Below are 18,217 nucleotides of genomic sequence, written 5' to 3' on the forward strand. Positions count from 1 at the left end.
TTCTAATACCAAAAATTGGAAGTTACTGAAGCCCTTTTTCCATCGGACTGCTGATTATCTGTTCATACTCTTCTTTACTCAGATACTGTGGGTTGTAAGATTCTCCGTATTTCTCCAACATCGATGTAAAGGCTCTCAGATGATTTCGTGATCCCTTCATGAGATTCTCGTACACGATCTTTATATCCTCCTTGCTCGTTTCCGACAGGTATTTTTGGAGATCCACAATGTCGATTTCTTCGATAAGGGCACCAACTTTCAGGGCATCGACAGTCGATTTGCTTCCTTCAGCAACGAGCTTGTTGTAAAGCTCTGTAAAAGCTGGATTTGTAAACTCTCCTACTCCTTTGCCCTCTGCCGGGTCTTCGAGTCCATACTTGTCAATAAGCAGCTTTACCGCATCCATGTGCGTCTGCTCACTCTTTGCTATGTTGCTGAAGATCTGCAGACCCCACTTGTCGTACAGAGTCTGATAGACGTCTCTTGCCAGCTTTTCCTCCTCTCGCATGTGCAAAATTCCGTCTTTTTCAGCCTCGCTTAGTTCACCAGCCGGAACTTGGTAGATGAGCTGTTTCATGTTTTCAACGCTCATACCTCCACCACCATTACCGTGTCCTGCTGGTGCTGGAGTGTTCGGAGTCTGCTCATTCTGAACACATCCTGCAACCAATGCAACAATGAACGTAGCCAAGAGCAGCATTCCAACTTTCTTCACCATCCCAACCACCCCCATAAGTAGGCTACTGCACCTCCAAGTACGATTAATATAACTATAGTCAACTTAAGTATATCTGATATGTTTAAAGTTTTTAGCAGTGATTTTAGTGGTCTCCAGTTTAATGACAGGTGTATAAGTGCAATGGCTATCATTGTAAAACCGAAATACGCATGAACGTCTCCAAGTGTATGCTTGTCCAAGCCCAACCACGTCCAGTCTGTAGCCCTTGCAACTCTGCCTGAAGGAGCGAAATACAGCCCTACACCGGTTACAGTCATTACCGCTAAGCCTATGATCAGTAGCACATCAGAAATCGTTTTTAGCATTCTTCTGTTCGGTTTTATCTCGTAGCACTTTGACTTTTCCACTTCTCTGTTTGAAAAAATAGTGGGTTGCATTTTTACTCACCCACGTAACTGTACCTGTGTCCATGTCCATTTCCCTGTCCATTTCCACAACAGATGCACTGATCGTGCTGAGGTGTGTTTTGAATTCTTGCATGTCCATGCCCCGGCATTCCGTCAATAAACAACTGCCCCACAACTTCTCCATTCTGGGTCAATATGGCTTTGGCACCCCATTTGGTTTGTATAACTCTGTCAATCGAAACATCATCTTTTGCGCCTTTCCAGATCACTCCCACGACTTTACCGTCTTTGAGCAGAAAGTGGCGAGTCGTGTCAAAGCGGTAGCTGTGAACCTCTTTAACTTCAGCACTCTTCAACAATTCCTCTGCTTTCTGCTGCAAATCACCCGTTTCTGCGTAGCCGTAACTGTACGCATATGCTGTTGAAATCAATACACCAACTCCAACCAGCAACATCACCCATATTTTTCTCATGTTTATCACCTCCTTCATATGCAATATTTTTGTTACACATGTTAATAAATGTTTCGATGTTTGTAACTGCCATACTAAAACTGGAATATGGTAGTTGTAGTCAAAAATAATTCAGGTTATTTTTTAAAATACCCTAAATTCTTAGGGATAAAGGAAATATTGCCGAATGGGCAAAAAAATGTCTATGGAGAATGTTGTAGTTTTTGGAATGGTTAAAGGCCTGCATGACCTCGCCACAGCGATATGGGTTGGTGGATTGATACATATGTCGGCAACGATCCTCCCAAGTTTTAAGGATACTGGAGATGAAGTCGTTAAAAGACAGATTTTGATGACATTGCAAAGCAGATTATCATTACTTGTTTATGCAAGCATCGCTGTCCTTGTCATCACTGGCGTTCTGGAATCCTGGCATTCCAAGTCGTTCCTTGGATTTTTCAGCTTTGAGAACACTTATTCATCACTGCTATCTTTGAAGCATGTGCTGGTGGTAGCGATGATCCTTATCGCTGCTGTAAGACAGATACTGCTTAGAAAAATGAAAAAGGCAGGCAAGAAAATTCAGATGGATGAAAAACAGCTTAAGAAGATCAAAGCAAAAGAAGGAGTTCTGTTTTCCCTCGTACTCATAAATGCGACAATGGGCGTTATCGCCATATTTCTGAGCGGTTATATTGCTGCTTTTTCCTAAAATTTTTATTGCAAGCTGAAGATGATTGAATAAGGTAGCTCAACTATGGTCAGAAGATAAATCGTTGAAATCTTACTCAAAAGAATGCCGGAAATTCGTTAGCATATAAGGTTGATTTATCTGTATACCCATGAGTTCCTTTCGTCATCAAAGGGAAACAACGCTTGGATTGACACTATTTCCGAGATCATATCGTATATCTCGCTGATTTTTTCTATTTCAATCTCCGTCAGTCTCGGTATAAGATCAAACATGGTTTCGTAGTATTTTTCTACATCTCCTCCCACCAGATCTCGAAGAACAGATTCATGGTTGATGGCTATGCATTCAGGCATCATTTTAACCATGAGAATGACCATAACATCTGTGAAATCTATTGCCATGGCCACTGTGTAGTTTTCGTGATCCTTGTCAAGTTCATCCATCAAATACTGACACGACTCCAGTTTTGCTGTTAATGCCTCATTTAAAAGGTGCATATCGCCAATTTCTCTCAACAACAGTGCGCTCAGGAGTGAGCTGGCAAATCTTAAACCCGTAATATTATCTCTGTAGTGCTTAAAAAGCTGGATAGCTGACGATGCTGTAAGGAGTTCCCAGCAGAAGTAAGAGAGATGCCTGGAGTACGGATTCTCCATTAGATCTGCCAGAGCTTTGCTGTCACTCTCCACATATACTCTGCTGCCGTCTGACTCCAGCGTCACAAGATAACTGAACGGAATTCCGTTGCTGTTTTCAGAGATCTCAATCTCAAAGTTGACTGGATCGAGTTTGAAAAAATTTGATAACTCCTTCAGAAATTCTGCAGCATTCTCAGTCAGGCTGTTTTCCAGTTCTTTTATATCCTCGGAGTTGAGAAAAGATTTTAGGAATTTAAAAAAATAACTCCTCATCTTTCCACCTTCCAATCCCTTGACCCGTAGTTTTTAACTCTTTCGGAGCTTTATTAAATATCTGTTGCAGATTTTTCAGCTCGCCGAGGAAATGCCTATTCTTCCTTTTTTGACAGTTTTTCAATAGCTTTTTCGGCTATCTGCACGCCAGTTTTTATCGCATCAACCACAGGATCTCCAGTACCCCCCTTCATGTGTCTCACAACTCTGGCCAATGTATCTGTGTTGCCCACATTACTTTTTTCCGAGATTTCATGTGTCAGTCGCTTCACCTCTTTGGCTTCTCTCAACGCTCTTTTTATCTCCCTCACCGCCCATTTACCCGACCCATCCTTTCTCTTCATGTTGTACACTATCACCTGAAAGTACAAAACCAAACTGATTATTCTGATTCCATTATTGGGATCAGAACTACCGCAAATTAGATCTTTGGTGGATACTCCTTCATCGGACTTTCGCTTTTGGAATTACTGCCAAAATTCCTTTTCACAAAGTCAACACATGCTTTGTATGAGTGGACGTCCTCTTTGAGCAACCTTTCCTTCGATTTTGGTATTGCAACGAGCAGATCTCTAAGATTGAGACATCCGGCAACATCTTCAGTGAGAACGATAAACACCCTCTCGTGATAGGACAGTTCTCTGTGCCTTATACCCATTATATCACTGATATTTCGACAACCACCGGTTATAACTTCCGAAACGAACGTGTAGCCCCTACTGGGATCGAACTCGGTAAAGGTTGCGTGATCACCCTCAACAGGAGATATCCTGTATACTTTTCCGAGCATGTTCATACAGTTATGCCGCTGTGGAGATTGTTGATAAAAGAACTCCACGTCATTTCTTTCCGGCAGGTATACCTCTACGCCGGAGGTTAAGTGTGGTGAATCCAGTAGTGGTGAGCAAACATCCCAAGGTATAATGACGACATCCATTCCTTTCAATTCATCGAGATGCTCTGCTATTGTTGAAACGGGGCACATGGGAAATATGTGAACCTCTCCCCTGGCCATGCCCTCCAGTACCTCATCGGTCCCGGAGTAAAATTTTGTTGAAATTCTAAACCTTCTAATTTCCATCTGCAACGCATTACTGGCAGCCCCGAGGTGTACGCCTATGTTGGCAACAGACAATTTTGTCATTGTGCCTGCACGGTTTTTGAGCGCTTCGATCCCCTCTTTAACAGACCGGTCAATGAAACTGCACACTCTTGCATCGAGATCCTCAGTTGCAACAACTTTTCCTGTCACCCGGTCAACAAGAACGCCTTTATTCACCTTCAGCTCGGGAACCAGCCCCAGAAATTTCCTGGTTTCCCTCACACCTCTCTCGACCGCTCGACCAAGTGGAGCTAGGCGATAAACCTTTCTTCTGCCTACACGTTGAGGCAGTAAAAGCCGTTCTTCCACAAATCCCAAACTTTCCAGGCGATTTAACGCCTCTGAAACCTGCGTAATATTTTTGCGTAATATTTTAGCAATTTCTCGTGGAGTTAACGCTCTATTTCGAAGGGCATGCAATATTTTAACCTCCAAACCCGGCTGAGGCCGGGGGTATTCCCTCAAACTCTGCCCTCCCATAAATTCTCACTCACATAAATTTTAGACTGCAATCTCCTTAAAAGTTTGGGTAATTCTGACTGAAACCCATCAGCGGTATTCAATTCACACCACACAAGCCACTCACAACATCGGATATTTCCAAACACTGAACGCCAAAAATTTAAATGAAACCCCAACAAAGGATGAACATGGATGAAGATGAGAAGGAAAAGCTGCTTGAAAAGCTTGCATCTCAGCAGTTGAGGGCAGATTACAGAAAGGCCCTTGGAAGTGAGTACAAAAGAAGATACATGGATGCTGAACTCGAAAAAATATTCAAAAAGGGGAAAAAGAATGAACGTTGAAGAGTTCATTCAGGCCTTTGACTCGGCAAGAGACCTTTCCGAGCTTGAGAAACTTGCTGAAATCGGCAGAGAAATGGTCGACACCCTGGAGGGTCATGAAAAAGGGAGAGTGCTTGGAACGCTTGGCAACATTTACTACGCTCTACAGAACTTTGAAGAGGCGGAGAAGGCATATCTTGATGTTCTGAATCTTTACATCAAGCTTGCGGAAGACGACAAAAAGTTTCTGCCATACGTCGTTGGCTGTCTTTACAATCTCGGAAATCTTTATCAGGTTGTGAGAAAATACGAAGATGCAGAGAAAGCGTATACTGATGCTCTGAAGCTTGTACAGGATGACGACCAGAAGCTCACAATTTTGACGGCTTTGGGTACGATGTATGCTAAGCTTGATGTACGGGGAGCGGCAGAGAAGTGTCTTATTGAAGCATTCAATATGGCCAAATCCAAGGGGGATCCAAGACTGACAGGAATGCTCCTGAACAACCTTGCAGTTGTGTATCAGAGAGAGGGACGGAAAAGAGAAGCCAGTATGCTTTTAAAAATGGCTCTGGACGTTCTGGACGAGTATGGGGAGGAGGTTAGCATTGCGGCAGTTCTGCAAAATTTCCTGCCACTTCTCGAAGAGAGCGAAGTAGAGGAGATTCTGGAAAGGCTTGAAAAGGTTGAAAATCTACCAATGGACCTGAAAGCAAAGATCTTGTACTTTAAAGCCAAAAAAGCAGAGAAAGAGGGGAAAGCCGATGAGGCCGCAAAGCTCTACATGGATGCGGGTTGTCTGGCTTTTCTGGCCTACAGAAACTTTGGATTTCAGTCCATCAACTTTATGCACTGCTTTGACAAGGTAATAGAGAGTGAAGGAGATCTCAGCAAGGATGCCGAAACTCTCAAGAAACTGATTCTGCGATACTACTACGGAAGTCAAAAGGTCGAACCCACCTTTGAGGGTCGGGCGGGGCGACTGATAAAGGCAATCCTTCAGGGGGAGAGACTCGAGGATAAGGGTATTCTGGAGGATACCCTGAAGGTTATTGCTGACGATCTGATGAGGGCGGGCAACCAACCTTAACAAAAACTTTATTACGATGCTGGAGATTTAGCAGCATGGAGTTTAGAGTTGGTGAGGCCCTTATAGGTGAGGGATTTGAAGTAGCTCATGTTGATCTTATCATAGGTACCAAAGACAGCCCAGCAGGAATTGCTTTCTCCAACGCCCTTGCAACGCTCTCTGCGGGACATACGCCGCTTCTTGCGGTACTCAGACCAAACCTGATCACAAAACCACCTGCTGTGATAGTTCCGAAGGTGACCGTTAGGGACATGGATCAGGCAGAGCTGATTTTCGGTCCAGCTCAGGCCGCCGTTGCGAAAGCCGTAGCCGATGCGGTTGAAGAGGGAGTAATACCCAAGGAGAAAGCAGATGAGTACGTTATTGTTGCTAGCATCTTCATACATCCCTCTGCAAGGGACAAACACAAAATTTACTACTACAACTACGGAGCAACAAAACTGGCAATAAAAAGGGCCATGGAGAACTTTCCTGATGTGGATACGGTTATGTACGAAAAGGATCGTAGCTTCCATCCTTTTGTTGGAAGGAAATTGACGAAGCTCTGGGATCCGCCGTATCTCCAAATTGCAATTGACATTCCCGATCTGGGTGAGGTTCTGAAGGTCATGGAGCAGATTCCGGACAGTGATCATATAGTGTTCGAGGTGGGAACCCCTCTTGCAAAGAGGTATGGCAGCGAGGTTATCCTCAAGCTGAGAGAGGTTAAGCCCGATGCTTTCTACATCCTCGATCTCAAAACCCTGGATGTTGGAAATCTTGAGGCGAGAATGGCTGCGGATGCAACGGCTAACGCTGTGGTCATTTCAGGACTTGCGCCCATATCAACAATTGTCAAGGGCATAAAGGAGGCCGAGAAGACCGGAATACTCAGCTACGTTGACATGATGAATGTAGATGATCCGATCAAAAGGCTGGAAGAAATAGAAAAGACCGGAGTTTTGCCGGATGTTGTTGAACTCCACAGAGCGATAGACAGTGAGAGATCTGAGCCTCCATGGAAACTGGCATCAGAGATCAAGGAAAAGTTCAACGTTCTGGTTGCGGTTGCCGGTGGGATAAGGCCCGAAAATGTCGAGGAAGTGATAGAGGCAGGAGCTGATATAATAGTGGTCGGCAGGGCAGTAACAAAGGCCAGAGACGTTGAGGGAGCGGTGAGAAAATTCATGCAGTTGATGAAGCCGGACACCGATCAGTTCAGGATAATGACAGATTTCTGAGGGGATGGTATGGGAGTGGTTATTGTAAATTTCAAGGCCTATAGGGAAGGTTTCGGGAAGAGGGCTGTTGAGCTGGCAAAAATTGCCGACAACGTTGCATCCCGATGTGATGAGTACATAGGAATTGCCGTCTCTTTTCTGGACCTGCCAGTTATCGTTAAAGAGGTCGGTATCGATGTTTATGCCCAGCACATCGATGCGGTGGACTTTGGAAGCCATACGGGAAGAATAAATGCGGAAATGATAAAGGAATACGGCGCAAAGGGTAGCCTTGTCAACCATTCAGAGAGGAGATTGAAGCTTGCAGATATTGAATACAATGTTTCAAAGCTGAAAAATGCTGGATTGACCTCTGTTGTGTGCACGAACAATATTCCCACCACTGCTGCTGCCGCAGCCTTAAATCCCGATTTTGTCGCTGTGGAACCTCCAGAACTGATAGGGAGTGGCATACCTGTTAGCAAAGCAGAACCGGAAATTGTTGAAAACTCCGTCAAAGCTGCAAAAGCTGTAAATTCCAGCGTCAGGGTTTTGTGCGGTGCCGGTATAACAACCCACGAGGACTACATCAAGGCACTGGAACTCGGTGCAGAAGGCGTTCTACTTGCAAGCGGAGTGGTTAAAGCTGAAGATCAGAAGAGGGCACTTGAGGAGCTTGTGGGTCTTATCTAAAAATCCCTGTAAAGATCTTTTTTCGCTTTTTTAAATTCTCTTTTGCCACTCCTCTTCTTTCTGGGAGGCTCATTAAGAAGCTCCTCAAGTTCCTCATCCGTCACAGGCTTTATGTCCTCGAAATAGTCTTTGAAGTTTTTCGCCCGCTTCATACTCAAATCTAATTTTCGTTGTTTTAAGAGGTATATAATCCTTTCTCGTTGTTAAAAAAATAATGTTACTGAACAGGCCTGAAATACTCAATATCCGTAATCTTCCCCTCCCTCTTCTCCCTCCACACAGCTTTAACTCTCGTTCCCGGCTTGAACGTCTCGTGAACCTTCCGCCAGTCTGAAAGGTCTATACCGCCGAGGAAACACAGCATGCCCGTATCAGCCCCATCCAGCTTCACAACCCCCACAGCGTAGGGAGGGTCTGGAAGACCTGTGAACTTCATGTAGGTAACGGTTAAGGTTTCAATCACACCCTCATCACTCACCTCAACCCATTCCGAAGTCTCAGCATGACACCTTTCGCAGAAGGCTCGTGGAGGGACAAGAACCCTCCCGCACCTCTCACACCTGACTCCAAGAATTTTCCCATCCTTCAACCCCTCAAAGAACTTCGTTGCATGCAAACCGGCGGAATGCTTAAAGGGAATCTTCCACCACACCTCAAACTCCTTAACCTCCATAACATCACCCCAGCTTTTTCTTTGATGACAGCACGGCAAGGGTGTGGAACTGCAGCGTTCCACCCCACGCATGACTCAACGCCACTTCAGCACCATCAACCTGATTTTTCGCCTCACCCATCACCTGCATTGCCGCTTCACCAAATCTCACCAGTCCGGTAGCACCTATCGGATTTGTGCACAGCACACCTCCCGAGGGATTGGTTGGTATATCTCCATCCATAAAGGTTACACCCTCTCTTGCAAACTCCTTACCCTCCCCTTTTTCGGCAAATCCGAGAGCCTCCAGCTCTAAGATCTCCTGAATCGTGAAAGGGGAGTATAGCTCCGCCACATCGATGTCCTTTTCCGGTCTCTCTATACCCGCATCTCTGAAAAGCCTCCTTCCGGCAATGGCCAAGGAATCCCACTCCGCAAAGCTCAACCTGTCGCCAAGGTAATAGCTGTCGCTGATTGTGGTTTCTGCAACCACCCATGCGGGGTTGTCCCTGATTTTTTTCGCAATCTCTTCTGAAGCGAAAATCACAGCAGCGGCTCCATCACTTCTCGGACAGCACTCCAGAAGCTTCAATGGAGAGCATACAACTCTGCTGTTGAGAACATCGTCAACACTGACATCCATTTTGATGTGTGCGTACGGGTTCTTCAGCGCATTTTTGTGGTCCTTAACGCTAACCCACGCCAGATCCTCTTCTGTGGCGTTGTATTTTGCCATGTAGGCGGTAGCCTGGAAGGATGCCACGTGTATAGCTCCTAAACCGGAATATCTCTCATATATTGGGTCAACAGCGGTATTCAGAACCGGTTGAGCGTCCACACATTCTCCAACCCTCTGAACGCACACTGCCATGGTCAGATCGAATAAACCACTGGCTACATGCTCGTAAGCTGCCAGAGCTGTTGTCATTCCAGTCGTTCCACCTGTAGAAATTTTCATTATCGGCTTCTCCAGACCGCATGCAGTGGCATCCCATCTTTCGGGGCAGTAGATACCATCGAAGGGATCCATAGATCCATAAGCCACCGCTTCTATATCCTTAAACTCCAATCCCGCATGCTCCAGTGCTGCATTAATGGCCTCAAAGGCAAGCTCGGGATGGGTTTTATCCTTCCTCTTCGTCCTGAATGCGGTTTGACCGAAACCGACAACCGCAACCCTCATATTACCCCTCCAGAATTGCAACGCAGGACTTCTGGGCATATCCGCTCATTGACTGGGTAAGTCCGCAGTCTATCTCTCCCTTCCTGATTCTCATGGCAAGATTTGCGAGCAGGAAGGCTCCTGTAGAACCATAGGCGTTGGTACATAGAGCCCCTCCAGAGCTGTTCACGTCTCCATCGTAGTCCCAGCCCTTCCCCTCCTCAACAAAGCCAAGAGCTTCAAGAATCATGCAGTGATAATCAGCAGTGAGATCACAGATTTCAAGAGCCCCCACATCACTCCTCTCCTTTTTCGCCATTCTGAAAGCCATCTCACCACTTTTGTTTACAGAGGGAAGTCTGTGAAATTCTCGATCAAAGTAGTAATTCTCCACACTCCATCCCACTCCGTCAACCCACACGATTTCATCTGTAATCCTCTTTGCCATAGTCTCCTCAGCAAGAATGAAGGCAACACATCCATCACACCATTCCGCCATCTCCAGCTTTCTTAAAGGATAGGAGACAATTTCCGAATTCAGCACATCCTCAACCTTTACCTTACTCCTCAGGAACGCCAAGGAGCTCTTTGACCCGTTCTCCCTCATTCTGACAACGACTTCCGCGAGCTTTTCCTCATCAACACCGTATCTGTTCCTGTAGGCGTAGCTCTGCATGGCGAAGAAGGCCGGCAGAGTGAGGTTCAGGGGACGGTGAAAGAAGGGATCAAGACTCTGCAGTTCAACAAGCTCAATCGGTGTTTCGGAGCTGTGGCCGAAAGCGAGGAGCATCGTTACATCCGATCTGTGCCTCAGCCTCATATAGGCTAAAGGCAGGGCAAACAGAGCGTCATCACTCACCCTGATTTCGTGCCTCAGATAGGCTCCAGCAGCAGGGGCTGTGTACATGTTGGAGATCGTCCTCCCAACTCCGAGATTGTCGTAACCGCCGAGGATGAAGCTGTCCACCTCCCCCCTCTCAATTCCTGCATCTTCCAGAGCCTTTCTTGCAGCTTCGAATGCAACATTGTAGAAAGGTTCCCTGTGAATTCCAAATTCTGTAAAACCTATCCCAACAATTCCGATTCTCAAAAAATCACCTCCCGTACATTTCTTCAATAAATTTTTCATATCGTTTCAAAATTACATGTCTTCGCTTTTTCATCGTCGGAGTGACTTCGCCCTTATCTATTGTGAATGCCTCAGACAGCAGTTTGAACCTCTTAATTCTCTCATGAGATGCGAGCTTGTCGTTAACGCCCTCAACGATTCTACCGTAAATTTCCAGAATCTCCGGGTTTTCCACAAGCCTTTCATCAACCGCCACAATCTCATCCTCTCCAGAAATACCTCTCACAGTCCTCGTCTTTGTTCTGTCGTAGTCTATCTGGCCTTCTTCAGCAACACCAATCAGCATCTCAAAATTCGGAACTATCAGAGCTGTAACGTATGGTCTTCTGTCTCCGATAATGACGGCATCTGAGACAAGCGGATTTTTCAGGAGTTCCTCCTCTATGGGAATTGGAGAAACGTTCTTTCCCGTGTCAAGCACCATTATGTGCTTCTTCCTTCCGAGAAAAATCAGGTATCCATCTTCATCAAACTCGCCCAGATCGCCCGTTTTCAACCACCCGTCGGGGGTGAAGACTTTTCTTGTTTCATCATCTTTTTTCCAGTAACCCTTCATCACGTTGTCTCCTCTGATGAGAATCTCCCCATCATCCGCAATCGCCTCCTCCACTCCGGGAATTGGGGGGCCTACAGTTCCGGGCTTGAATCTGCCAACGGGATTGAGATTGGACGGTGCTGCAACCTCCGTCATTCCATAGCCCTCTATCACAGGAATGCCCATTCCGTTGAACATGTAGGCAAGCTCCTTCTGAAGTTCGGCGGCAGAAGAGCACACGAACCTGACTCGCCGGAGACCAAGATTTTCTCTTATCTTGCTGTAAACAAGCTTATCGGCTAAAAACCTCTTAAAACTGAGCCATACTCCGTATTTCTCGCCTCTGCTCATTTTCTTCCCGCACTCCACTGCAACACTTCTCGACCAGTAGAACAGTTTTTTGGTAAGTCTGGACGATTTCTCCACCCTCTCAAGAATGCCCGCATTAACCCTCTCAAGTATCCTCGGCACAACCACCAGACCGACTGGATTCACAGCCCTTGAAGTTTCAAGAAACTGTTGAGGAGTGCAGAAAACTGCTGTTGCACCCCTCGAAACTCCGGCAAAGAAAACAAGCCTCTGATAGACGTGACTGAGGGGAAGATAGCAGATGTGCGGTTCGCCGGGATAGAAGGGGGTGATGGACATCACAGACAGGGCGTTGAACCTCCAGTTCCAGTGGGTGAGCATTGCACCTTTCGGCTCCCCTGTAGTACCGGATGTGTAAACTATGCTCGCCACATCATCAGGCATTACACTCATCCACCTTTCCCCGTATTCCTCATCCGTCGCTCCACTCAGTTGGCCGATCTCTTCAAGAAAAAACACCTCAACATCTTCTGGAAGGTTGTCAGCATACTTTTTCTCGGTGAAAACCAACCTGCTCTCCGAGTCGTTCAAGATATACCTAACCTGCTGCCTGTTCAGCACACTGTGTATTGTTACAACAATCCCACCGGCAGTCAGAACCGCAAAGTCTGCTATCTCCCACTCGTATCTGGTATCCGCGTAAATCGCAACCCTGTCACCCTTTTCAAGTCCAGAGGAAATCAGAACCTTCGCCAGCTCCTTAACCCTGTCCCCAAACTCCCTGTAACTGATATACTTCAGCTCTCCATCACTCCAGTACCCAATTGCTGGTATATCTGAATGCTTGGCTACTACACTCCAGAACATCTCGCTGAGCGTCTCTTTTCGCTCAATTTTGAGTTCTTCGCCCTTAACGATTTTTCTAAGCCCTGTCATGCTAAATTCTGTAACTCCTCGGCATTCCGAGGATATGCTCCGCTATGTAGTTCAGAGCCATTTGCTGCGTTACTGGAGCGAGCCTCAGCAGATTTACCTCTCTCCACCACCTCTCAACATCATATTCCTTCGCATAACCGTAACCACCAAAGGTCTGCATTGCCCAGTAAACCGCCTTGAGGGAATTTTCAACCGCAACAGCCTTCGCCATATTGGCAGCATCCCCCACTTCTCTGAAAACCGCTGCCATCTCCACCCTCTTTTTTGGATCCCTGACGTCTTCACTCCTGAATTTTGTATCGTAGAGCCACGCAGCTTTGTACATCATCAGTCTGGCACATTCCAGCGCCGCGTAAGCCTCCGCCAGGGGAAACTGCAAGCCCTGATAGCTGCCGATTGGATCAGCAAAAACTTTCCGTTGCTTCGAATACTCCACAGCCTTGCTTATCGCAAGTCTTGCTCCACCTATGGCTCCAGCAGCGGCACTCATTCTTTCCGGATTGAGAACGTCAAGCAAAAGATACCATCCCAAGTCCTTTTCACCCAGAATTGCATCCTCCCCGACACGGAGATTGTTTATACTAATTTCACATGTTTTCGAGAAGTTTATTGCGTGCTTGGGAATTGGGTTCCACTTTACAGCCTCACTGGGCAGATCCACCAGAAACAGGGTTATCCCAAGAGTTCTTTTTGGAGCTTTTTCCGGTGGTGTTGTCCTTGCAACGAGGAGCATCCCCTTTGCCCTGTCAGCACCGCTGATGAAGATCTTGTTTCCGTTTATCACCCACTCATCTCCATCCTTAACCGCTGTGGTTCTTATTGCCAGAGTGTTCGTTCCTGCATCCGGCTCGGTTAAAGCCATACAGAACTCCATCTCACCCCTTGCAATTTTGGGCAGATACTTTTCCTTCTGCTCCTCCGTTCCGTATCTCACTATTGGCAGAGCGCCAAAAACTTCGGTTAAGACAAAATACCACACCCCACCAGCCCCGCATCCATTCGCTGCCAGCTCTTCCATCGCTATTAGCAGTTCTGTCATTCCGTAGCCGCTTCCCCCATACTCCTCCGGAATCACTATACCCATGAAGCCCGCATCCGCAATTGCTCTGAAGAACTCCTCAGCAAACTCTCCGTTCTCCTCCTTCTCCCTCCAGTACTCGGGCGGGAAGTCCTTTGCTATGTCTCTCGCAGCGTTGGCAATCATCCTCTGCTCATCGGTAAATTCGAAGTTCATCTTATCACCCCTCTTATCCCTTTTTCTTCACAGCCACCCTCAGAATGCAGTTCATCACCACGTCCCCGGTCTGTTTCTCCACACTTGCCTCGATCTTCACAACTCCAAACTGTCCCCTGTCCTGCTTCTCCACAACTTTCGCCCTTGCCTTTATCGTATCGCCAATGAAAACGGGATTTGTGAAGCGAAGTCTGTCAATACCGTAAAAGGCCACTACAGTTTCCTCCAAAAATCCGAGCCTCATCAACAATCCGCTCATCACGGAGAGTGTCAGCAGTCCATGAGCGATTCTCTGCCCGAATATCGTGTTTTTAGCATATTCCGCATCAACATGTATGGGATTCCAGTCTCCGGTAAGAGATGCGAACATAACTATGTCTGCTTCGGTTATGGTTCTGCCAGCAGACACAAGCTCCATTCCCTCCTGAAAATCCTCAAAATACATACTTTCCATTTTCAATCCCCCTCCATCTTCTCTAAATAGGGCTTTGCAGCCTCAACCACCCTGAAAACAGCATCGGGATTCATGATGCTGTCAAGGTTAACAGCCTTCTCCACTTCCCACCCCAGCAGAATCTTCTTTATCGGCACCTCCAGCTTCTTATAGTTGAGCGTCATCGGGACATCAGGAACCTGAATTATGTAGTCGGCAACAAAGTAGGCACCGAGATTTTCCCTCAAAGCCCTGTTGATCTTCTCCTTAAGCTCCTCAGTAAGCTCCAATCCATGTGCAAGAACAACGAACAGGAATATTTTGCCCTTAACCTCAACCACAAGGCTGTTTATCACCTCATCAAGCCCCTCGACAACCTTGTAGAAGTCAAGGGTACCCATCCTCACACCCTTCCTTTTTATCGTCGAATCCGATCTTCCGAAGATAATGGCCGTCCCTCTGTCCGTGACCATCAACCAGTCACCGTGCCACCACACGTTTGGAAACATGCTGAAGTAGCTCTCCCTGTACCAGCTGTAGTCCTCATCATTCCAGAAGTAGAGTGGCATTGAAGGCATCGGCAATTCTACAACCAGCTCACCAACTTCGTTTATTACCGGTTTGCCCTCGATGTTGTAAGCCTCAACCTTCGTTCCAAGCCATCTGCACTGCAACTCTCCGCTCCAGACAGGCAGTATCGGACAGCCCCCAACAAAGCCGGTCATCACATCGGTCCCACCGCTTGCAGAGTTCAGCCACACATCCTCCTTGACTTTCCTGTAAACCCACTCGAATCCCTCAGGCGAAAGCGGTGCTGCAGTTGAACCTATCATCCTGACACTGCTCAGATCGTACTGCGAACCGGGCTCAAGTCCGAATTTCATGCATCCGTGCAGGAAAGGAGCACTTGTTCCAAAAATGTTCAGTTTCTCCTTCTCACATATCTGCCAGAGAGGCTGTAAGAAGTTGTAGAGGGGGCTGCCATCGTAAAACACAATTGTTGTTCCAGCCAGCAGGCCGCTCACGACAGTATTCCACATCATCCAGGATGGAGGAGAGTACCAGAGAAACCTGTCTCCCTCCTTGAAATCCATATGGAATGAGCCTTTGAAAATCTCAACCGTAATTCCCCCATGCCCGTGCACTATCGGTTTTGGGATTCCCGTAGTGCCTGAAGTGTAGAGAACCCATAGCGGATGGTCGAAGGGTACGGGCTCAAAGGTCAGCTTCTCTCTACTTTCCACAGTCTCAGGCCATAAATGAACCGGAATGTCCAGTTCAAGCTCATGGCTCTCGTACAGGTTGGGCACCAGAACAACTCTTTCAAGACTTGGAATGCCCTTAACCACCGTCTTAATGTCCTCGAGCTTGTTGAACTCTCTTCCGTTGTAGAAGTAGCCGTCAACAGCTATGAGAACCTTCGGGTCGAGCTGCTTGAATCTGTCAATTACAGCCCTTGGTGCAACCTCACCACCAACAGCCGCCCATATCGCACCGATACTTGCAGTGGCAAGCAGGGCAATAACCGCTTCGGGAACCTGACTGCAATAGGCCACAACCCTGTCTCCCTTCCTGACTCCCATCTCCTTCAGCCATGCTGCAAAGCTTGCGGTCTGCTTTTCCAGCTCAGACCAGCTTAAAGCCCTCCTGACCTCATCTTCCCGCACGTAAACAACAGCCTCTCCTTCACCAGCCTTCAGAAAAGCATGCTCCGCATAGTTCAGCGTCGCCCCCTCAAACCATTTCGCTCCCGGCATCTTTCTCTCATCCAGCACAGCCCTGTAATCGCTGTAACTCTTGATGTCAAAAAACTCCCAAACACTCTCCCAGAAATCCTCCAGCCTATCGCAGGACCAGTTCCAGATTCTCCTGTAATTCTCCACATTTTCCTTTGCACTTTCCGAAACCTCAAAATCCAATCCTCTGTTTGCGGAAAGCCACTCAACGAACTCCGCCAGATTCGAATTCCTTATAAAATCCGAGTCCGGCTCCCACAAAATTTTTGGTTCCATAATCTCCCTCCAATTTATAACATTTAATGAGCATATTTAAATTCATTATCATCTTAAAAAATTAGGTTATGAGCATGTTTGAGTATCAGGGCAGTATGAGGTCTTTGTACCTGTCTCTCAACACCCTCTTGTTTATCTTACCCACTGTTGTTTTGGGAATTTCATCCACAACAAAAACCCTATCGGGAAGCCACCACTTTGGAATTTTTCCTGTCTCTACAAAATTCTTCATCAGGAAATCAATTATTTCTTGCTCCGTTACACCTTTTCCGGGTTTTGGAACGACAACCGCTATCGGTCTCTCACTCCATTTCTCACTCCTTACACCAATCACAGCAGCTTCGCTGACTGCCGGATGCTCTAAAATTAAACCTTCAAGCCTTATTGAGCTTATCCATTCGCCTCCGCTCTTTATTACATCCTTCGCCCTGTCCAGAATCAGAATGTAGCCCTCCTCGTCCCACACTCCCAGATCGCCGGTGTGGAACCACCCCTCATTATCCCAAGACTCAGACGTCTTCTCCGGGTTCTTCCAGTAGCCTTCCGTCAAACCGGGGCTTCTGATTAGAATCTCACCCATTGTTTTGAAGTCTCTCTCCACTTCATTTCCTTCCCCATCTACTATTTTGATTTCCACAAACGGTGCAGGCAAACCCGCTTTGTTCAGATACTCCACCTGCTTCTCCCATCCCCAATACAGCATGTGATCCTTGAGCACAGCAAAGGTGAAGCCTACACCCTCAGACATCCCGAATGCTTCAATCATCTTGATTCCCAGCTCCCTTGCCCTCTCGAACAGCACTCTCTGCGGATGTTCTCCATCACACACAAACTTGAACCTGGACAGAGCATCCCTGTAGTTCTCCACGTCAGGATAGTCGAGGAGCATTTTCAGAAATACCGGAACCCCGCCCGCATAAGTGACACCCTCATTTTTAATGAGGTCGAGCATAACCTTTGGCTCATATCTTCCCGGCAAAACCTGCTTCATCCCCAGCATCGTCGCCAGATACGGAAACGTCCAGCCCATTCCGTGGAAGAATGGTGGAATATGCATGATCACATCTGCAGAGCTTAATCTGGCCGGTGATATATTTGCCGAGAGTGCCAGACCGTTGATGATGGCCTGCATAACCACCTGTCTGTGGGAGAAGTGCACGGCTTTGGGCAAACCGGTAGTGCCGGATGTAAAGTAAACAATTGCAGTTTCATTCTCACTGAGTTCTGGAAACTCGTAGCCTGACCCCTCTTTTATCAAATCCTCCCAGAAGTAAAGGGGCTTGAGAGTTGTCTCAACCTTGTCAATATCATCTCCGGTAACTATCCACCCTTTGACCGACGGTACATGTGGAGCGAGTTTCTCGGCCAGAGGCAGAAACTCGTCTCTGATTACCACAAAGTCGTCTTCGACATAACGCATCGTGTAAACTATCTCCTCAGGAGCGAGTCGAAGATTGACGCAGTGCAGAATAGATCCCATCATGGGGATGGCAAACATCCCCTCCAGATACTGGTGGGTGTTCCAGTCAATGAAGGCAATCTTCGAATTTTTAGCACCCATACTCTCCAATGAGCTAGCAATCCTCTGAAGTCTTTCATAAAACTCTCTGTAGGTGTATCTGACGACGTCCCTGTAGACAATTTCCTTTTCCGCATACGCATGCAGTGGAAAAAACAGGGTCTTCTTTACCGAAAGGTTGTATTTCAGGTTCATATTTCCACCTCCGAATCTTAACATTTAATAGTTTGAGTATTTTTAAATATTTTATCAGCATGTATAAGTGTCCCTGCTCAAGGAAAAAC

20 protein-coding genes and 1 pseudogene are annotated in these 18,217 nt (G+C 46.8%); 5 read left to right on the forward strand and 16 right to left on the reverse strand.

The window, feature by feature from the left end; all coding sequences use genetic code 11:
* Positions 1 to 22: 22 nt before the first annotated feature.
* The 3 genes from JFQ59_RS03180 to JFQ59_RS03190 are packed head-to-tail and all read right to left on the reverse strand — an operon-like array spanning position 23 to position 1,577.
* Positions 23 to 718, reverse strand: a complete 696-nt coding sequence (locus JFQ59_RS03180) for a DUF2202 domain-containing protein (protein ID WP_202318966.1) — start codon at positions 716 to 718, stop codon at positions 23 to 25.
* Positions 712 to 1,116: a DUF4405 domain-containing protein gene (locus tag JFQ59_RS03185; RefSeq protein WP_202318967.1), complete on the reverse strand. Its 405-nt coding sequence runs from the start codon at positions 1,114 to 1,116 to the stop codon at positions 712 to 714. The genes JFQ59_RS03180 and JFQ59_RS03185 overlap by 7 nt, the downstream gene beginning before the upstream one ends.
* Positions 1,117 to 1,118: 2 nt before the next feature.
* The gene (locus JFQ59_RS03190) at positions 1,119 to 1,577 is read right to left on the reverse strand and encodes a hypothetical protein (protein WP_202318968.1); all 459 of its coding nucleotides are present in this window, start codon (positions 1,575 to 1,577) and stop codon (positions 1,119 to 1,121) included.
* A gap of 166 nt (positions 1,578 to 1,743) precedes the next feature.
* Here JFQ59_RS03190 and JFQ59_RS03195 point away from each other — a divergent pair, with 166 nt between their 5' ends.
* A complete protein-coding gene (locus JFQ59_RS03195; protein ID WP_202318969.1) occupies positions 1,744 to 2,250 on the forward strand; it encodes a CopD family protein in 507 nt (168 codons plus the stop codon).
* A 116-nt stretch (positions 2,251 to 2,366) separates the two neighbouring features.
* Here JFQ59_RS03195 and JFQ59_RS03200 read toward each other — a convergent pair whose 3' ends face one another.
* From JFQ59_RS03200 to JFQ59_RS12755, 4 genes and pseudogenes are all read right to left on the reverse strand, one after another.
* Positions 2,367 to 3,143 carry a hypothetical protein gene (locus JFQ59_RS03200; RefSeq protein WP_202318970.1) on the reverse strand — a complete coding sequence of 259 codons (777 nt, stop codon included), beginning with the start codon at positions 3,141 to 3,143 and terminating at the stop codon, positions 2,367 to 2,369.
* A gap of 95 nt (positions 3,144 to 3,238) precedes the next feature.
* The gene (locus JFQ59_RS03205) at positions 3,239 to 3,487 is read right to left on the reverse strand and encodes a hypothetical protein (protein ID WP_202318971.1); all 249 of its coding nucleotides are present in this window, start codon (positions 3,485 to 3,487) and stop codon (positions 3,239 to 3,241) included.
* Positions 3,488 to 3,564: 77 nt separating this feature from the next.
* The gene (locus JFQ59_RS03210) at positions 3,565 to 4,467 is read right to left on the reverse strand and encodes a hypothetical protein (protein WP_230972245.1); all 903 of its coding nucleotides are present in this window, start codon (positions 4,465 to 4,467) and stop codon (positions 3,565 to 3,567) included.
* 93 nt (positions 4,468 to 4,560) lie between these two features.
* A pseudogene (locus JFQ59_RS12755) lies at positions 4,561 to 4,725 on the reverse strand (ArsR family transcriptional regulator); the annotation flags it as partial.
* A 170-nt stretch (positions 4,726 to 4,895) separates the two neighbouring features.
* On the opposite strand from JFQ59_RS12755, the gene JFQ59_RS03215 reads away from it, so the two are divergent.
* The 4 genes from JFQ59_RS03215 to tpiA are packed head-to-tail and all read left to right on the forward strand — an operon-like array spanning position 4,896 to position 8,012.
* Positions 4,896 to 5,051: a hypothetical protein gene (locus tag JFQ59_RS03215; RefSeq protein ID WP_230972246.1), complete on the forward strand. Its 156-nt coding sequence runs from the start codon at positions 4,896 to 4,898 to the stop codon at positions 5,049 to 5,051.
* The gene (locus JFQ59_RS03220; protein WP_202318974.1) at positions 5,041 to 6,120 is read left to right on the forward strand and encodes a tetratricopeptide repeat protein; all 1,080 of its coding nucleotides are present in this window, start codon (positions 5,041 to 5,043) and stop codon (positions 6,118 to 6,120) included. Before JFQ59_RS03215 ends, JFQ59_RS03220 begins: the two co-directional genes overlap by 11 nt.
* A gap of 35 nt (positions 6,121 to 6,155) precedes the next feature.
* A complete protein-coding gene (locus JFQ59_RS03225; protein ID WP_202318975.1) occupies positions 6,156 to 7,340 on the forward strand; it encodes a bifunctional 5,6,7,8-tetrahydromethanopterin hydro-lyase/3-hexulose-6-phosphate synthase in 1,185 nt (394 codons plus the stop codon).
* A 9-nt stretch (positions 7,341 to 7,349) separates the two neighbouring features.
* Positions 7,350 to 8,012 carry a triose-phosphate isomerase gene (gene tpiA / locus JFQ59_RS03230; RefSeq protein ID WP_202318976.1) on the forward strand — a complete coding sequence of 221 codons (663 nt, stop codon included), beginning with the start codon at positions 7,350 to 7,352 and terminating at the stop codon, positions 8,010 to 8,012.
* On the opposite strand, the gene JFQ59_RS03235 is transcribed toward tpiA, so the two are convergent.
* From JFQ59_RS03235 to JFQ59_RS03275, 9 genes are all read right to left on the reverse strand, one after another.
* Entirely contained in the window at positions 8,009 to 8,164 is a 156-nt protein-coding gene (locus JFQ59_RS03235; protein WP_202318977.1) for a hypothetical protein, read from the reverse strand. The two genes, tpiA and JFQ59_RS03235, sit on opposite strands and share 4 nt — an antisense overlap.
* Positions 8,165 to 8,229: 65 nt before the next feature.
* Complete coding sequence (locus tag JFQ59_RS03240) at positions 8,230 to 8,685, reverse strand: Zn-ribbon domain-containing OB-fold protein (protein WP_202318978.1); 456 nt, start codon at positions 8,683 to 8,685, stop codon at positions 8,230 to 8,232.
* Positions 8,686 to 8,689: 4 nt separating this feature from the next.
* Positions 8,690 to 9,847, reverse strand: coding sequence for a thiolase family protein (locus JFQ59_RS03245; RefSeq protein WP_202318979.1), 1,158 nt, complete (start codon positions 9,845 to 9,847; stop codon positions 8,690 to 8,692).
* Position 9,848: 1 nt separating this feature from the next.
* Entirely contained in the window at positions 9,849 to 10,916 is a 1,068-nt protein-coding gene (locus JFQ59_RS03250) for a thiolase family protein (protein WP_202318980.1), read from the reverse strand.
* Between the two features lie 4 nt (positions 10,917 to 10,920).
* Positions 10,921 to 12,735, reverse strand: a complete 1,815-nt coding sequence (locus tag JFQ59_RS03255) for an AMP-dependent synthetase/ligase (RefSeq protein WP_202318981.1) — start codon at positions 12,733 to 12,735, stop codon at positions 10,921 to 10,923.
* 1 nt (position 12,736) lies between these two features.
* Complete coding sequence (locus JFQ59_RS03260) at positions 12,737 to 13,969, reverse strand: acyl-CoA dehydrogenase family protein (protein WP_202318982.1); 1,233 nt, start codon at positions 13,967 to 13,969, stop codon at positions 12,737 to 12,739.
* Between the two features lie 13 nt (positions 13,970 to 13,982).
* Entirely contained in the window at positions 13,983 to 14,423 is a 441-nt protein-coding gene (locus tag JFQ59_RS03265; RefSeq protein WP_202318983.1) for a MaoC family dehydratase, read from the reverse strand.
* A 2-nt stretch (positions 14,424 to 14,425) separates the two neighbouring features.
* Positions 14,426 to 16,414, reverse strand: coding sequence for an acetoacetate--CoA ligase (locus JFQ59_RS03270; RefSeq protein WP_202318984.1), 1,989 nt, complete (start codon positions 16,412 to 16,414; stop codon positions 14,426 to 14,428).
* Positions 16,415 to 16,499: 85 nt separating this feature from the next.
* Positions 16,500 to 18,128 carry a long-chain-fatty-acid--CoA ligase gene (locus JFQ59_RS03275; RefSeq protein ID WP_202318985.1) on the reverse strand — a complete coding sequence of 543 codons (1,629 nt, stop codon included), beginning with the start codon at positions 18,126 to 18,128 and terminating at the stop codon, positions 16,500 to 16,502.
* Between the last annotated feature and the right edge of the window lie 89 nt (positions 18,129 to 18,217).

Source organism: Archaeoglobus neptunius (assembly GCF_016757965.1).
Lineage (GTDB): Archaea > Halobacteriota > Archaeoglobi > Archaeoglobales > Archaeoglobaceae > Archaeoglobus > Archaeoglobus neptunius.

Coding starts and splice junctions, on each gene's coding strand:
- JFQ59_RS03180 (WP_202318966.1), bottom strand. CDS start 718: ATGGTGAAGAAAGTTGGAATGCTGCTCTTGGCTACGTTCATTGTTGCA.
- JFQ59_RS03185 (WP_202318967.1), bottom strand. CDS start 1,116: ATGCAACCCACTATTTTTTCAAACAGAGAAGTGGAAAAGTCAAAGTGC.
- JFQ59_RS03190 (WP_202318968.1), bottom strand. CDS start 1,577: ATGAAGGAGGTGATAAACATGAGAAAAATATGGGTGATGTTGCTGGTT.
- JFQ59_RS03195 (WP_202318969.1), top strand. CDS start 1,744: ATGGAGAATGTTGTAGTTTTTGGAATGGTTAAAGGCCTGCATGACCTC.
- JFQ59_RS03200 (WP_202318970.1), bottom strand. CDS start 3,143: ATGAGGAGTTATTTTTTTAAATTCCTAAAATCTTTTCTCAACTCCGAG.
- JFQ59_RS03205 (WP_202318971.1), bottom strand. CDS start 3,487: ATGAAGAGAAAGGATGGGTCGGGTAAATGGGCGGTGAGGGAGATAAAA.
- JFQ59_RS03215 (WP_230972246.1), top strand. CDS start 4,896: ATGGATGAAGATGAGAAGGAAAAGCTGCTTGAAAAGCTTGCATCTCAG.
- JFQ59_RS03220 (WP_202318974.1), top strand. CDS start 5,041: ATGAACGTTGAAGAGTTCATTCAGGCCTTTGACTCGGCAAGAGACCTT.
- JFQ59_RS03225 (WP_202318975.1), top strand. CDS start 6,156: ATGGAGTTTAGAGTTGGTGAGGCCCTTATAGGTGAGGGATTTGAAGTA.
- tpiA (WP_202318976.1), top strand. CDS start 7,350: ATGGGAGTGGTTATTGTAAATTTCAAGGCCTATAGGGAAGGTTTCGGG.
- JFQ59_RS03235 (WP_202318977.1), bottom strand. CDS start 8,164: ATGAAGCGGGCGAAAAACTTCAAAGACTATTTCGAGGACATAAAGCCT.
- JFQ59_RS03240 (WP_202318978.1), bottom strand. CDS start 8,685: ATGGAGGTTAAGGAGTTTGAGGTGTGGTGGAAGATTCCCTTTAAGCAT.
- JFQ59_RS03245 (WP_202318979.1), bottom strand. CDS start 9,847: ATGAGGGTTGCGGTTGTCGGTTTCGGTCAAACCGCATTCAGGACGAAG.
- JFQ59_RS03255 (WP_202318981.1), bottom strand. CDS start 12,735: ATGACAGGGCTTAGAAAAATCGTTAAGGGCGAAGAACTCAAAATTGAG.
- JFQ59_RS03260 (WP_202318982.1), bottom strand. CDS start 13,969: ATGAACTTCGAATTTACCGATGAGCAGAGGATGATTGCCAACGCTGCG.
- JFQ59_RS03265 (WP_202318983.1), bottom strand. CDS start 14,423: ATGGAAAGTATGTATTTTGAGGATTTTCAGGAGGGAATGGAGCTTGTG.
- JFQ59_RS03270 (WP_202318984.1), bottom strand. CDS start 16,414: ATGGAACCAAAAATTTTGTGGGAGCCGGACTCGGATTTTATAAGGAAT.
- JFQ59_RS03275 (WP_202318985.1), bottom strand. CDS start 18,128: ATGAACCTGAAATACAACCTTTCGGTAAAGAAGACCCTGTTTTTTCCA.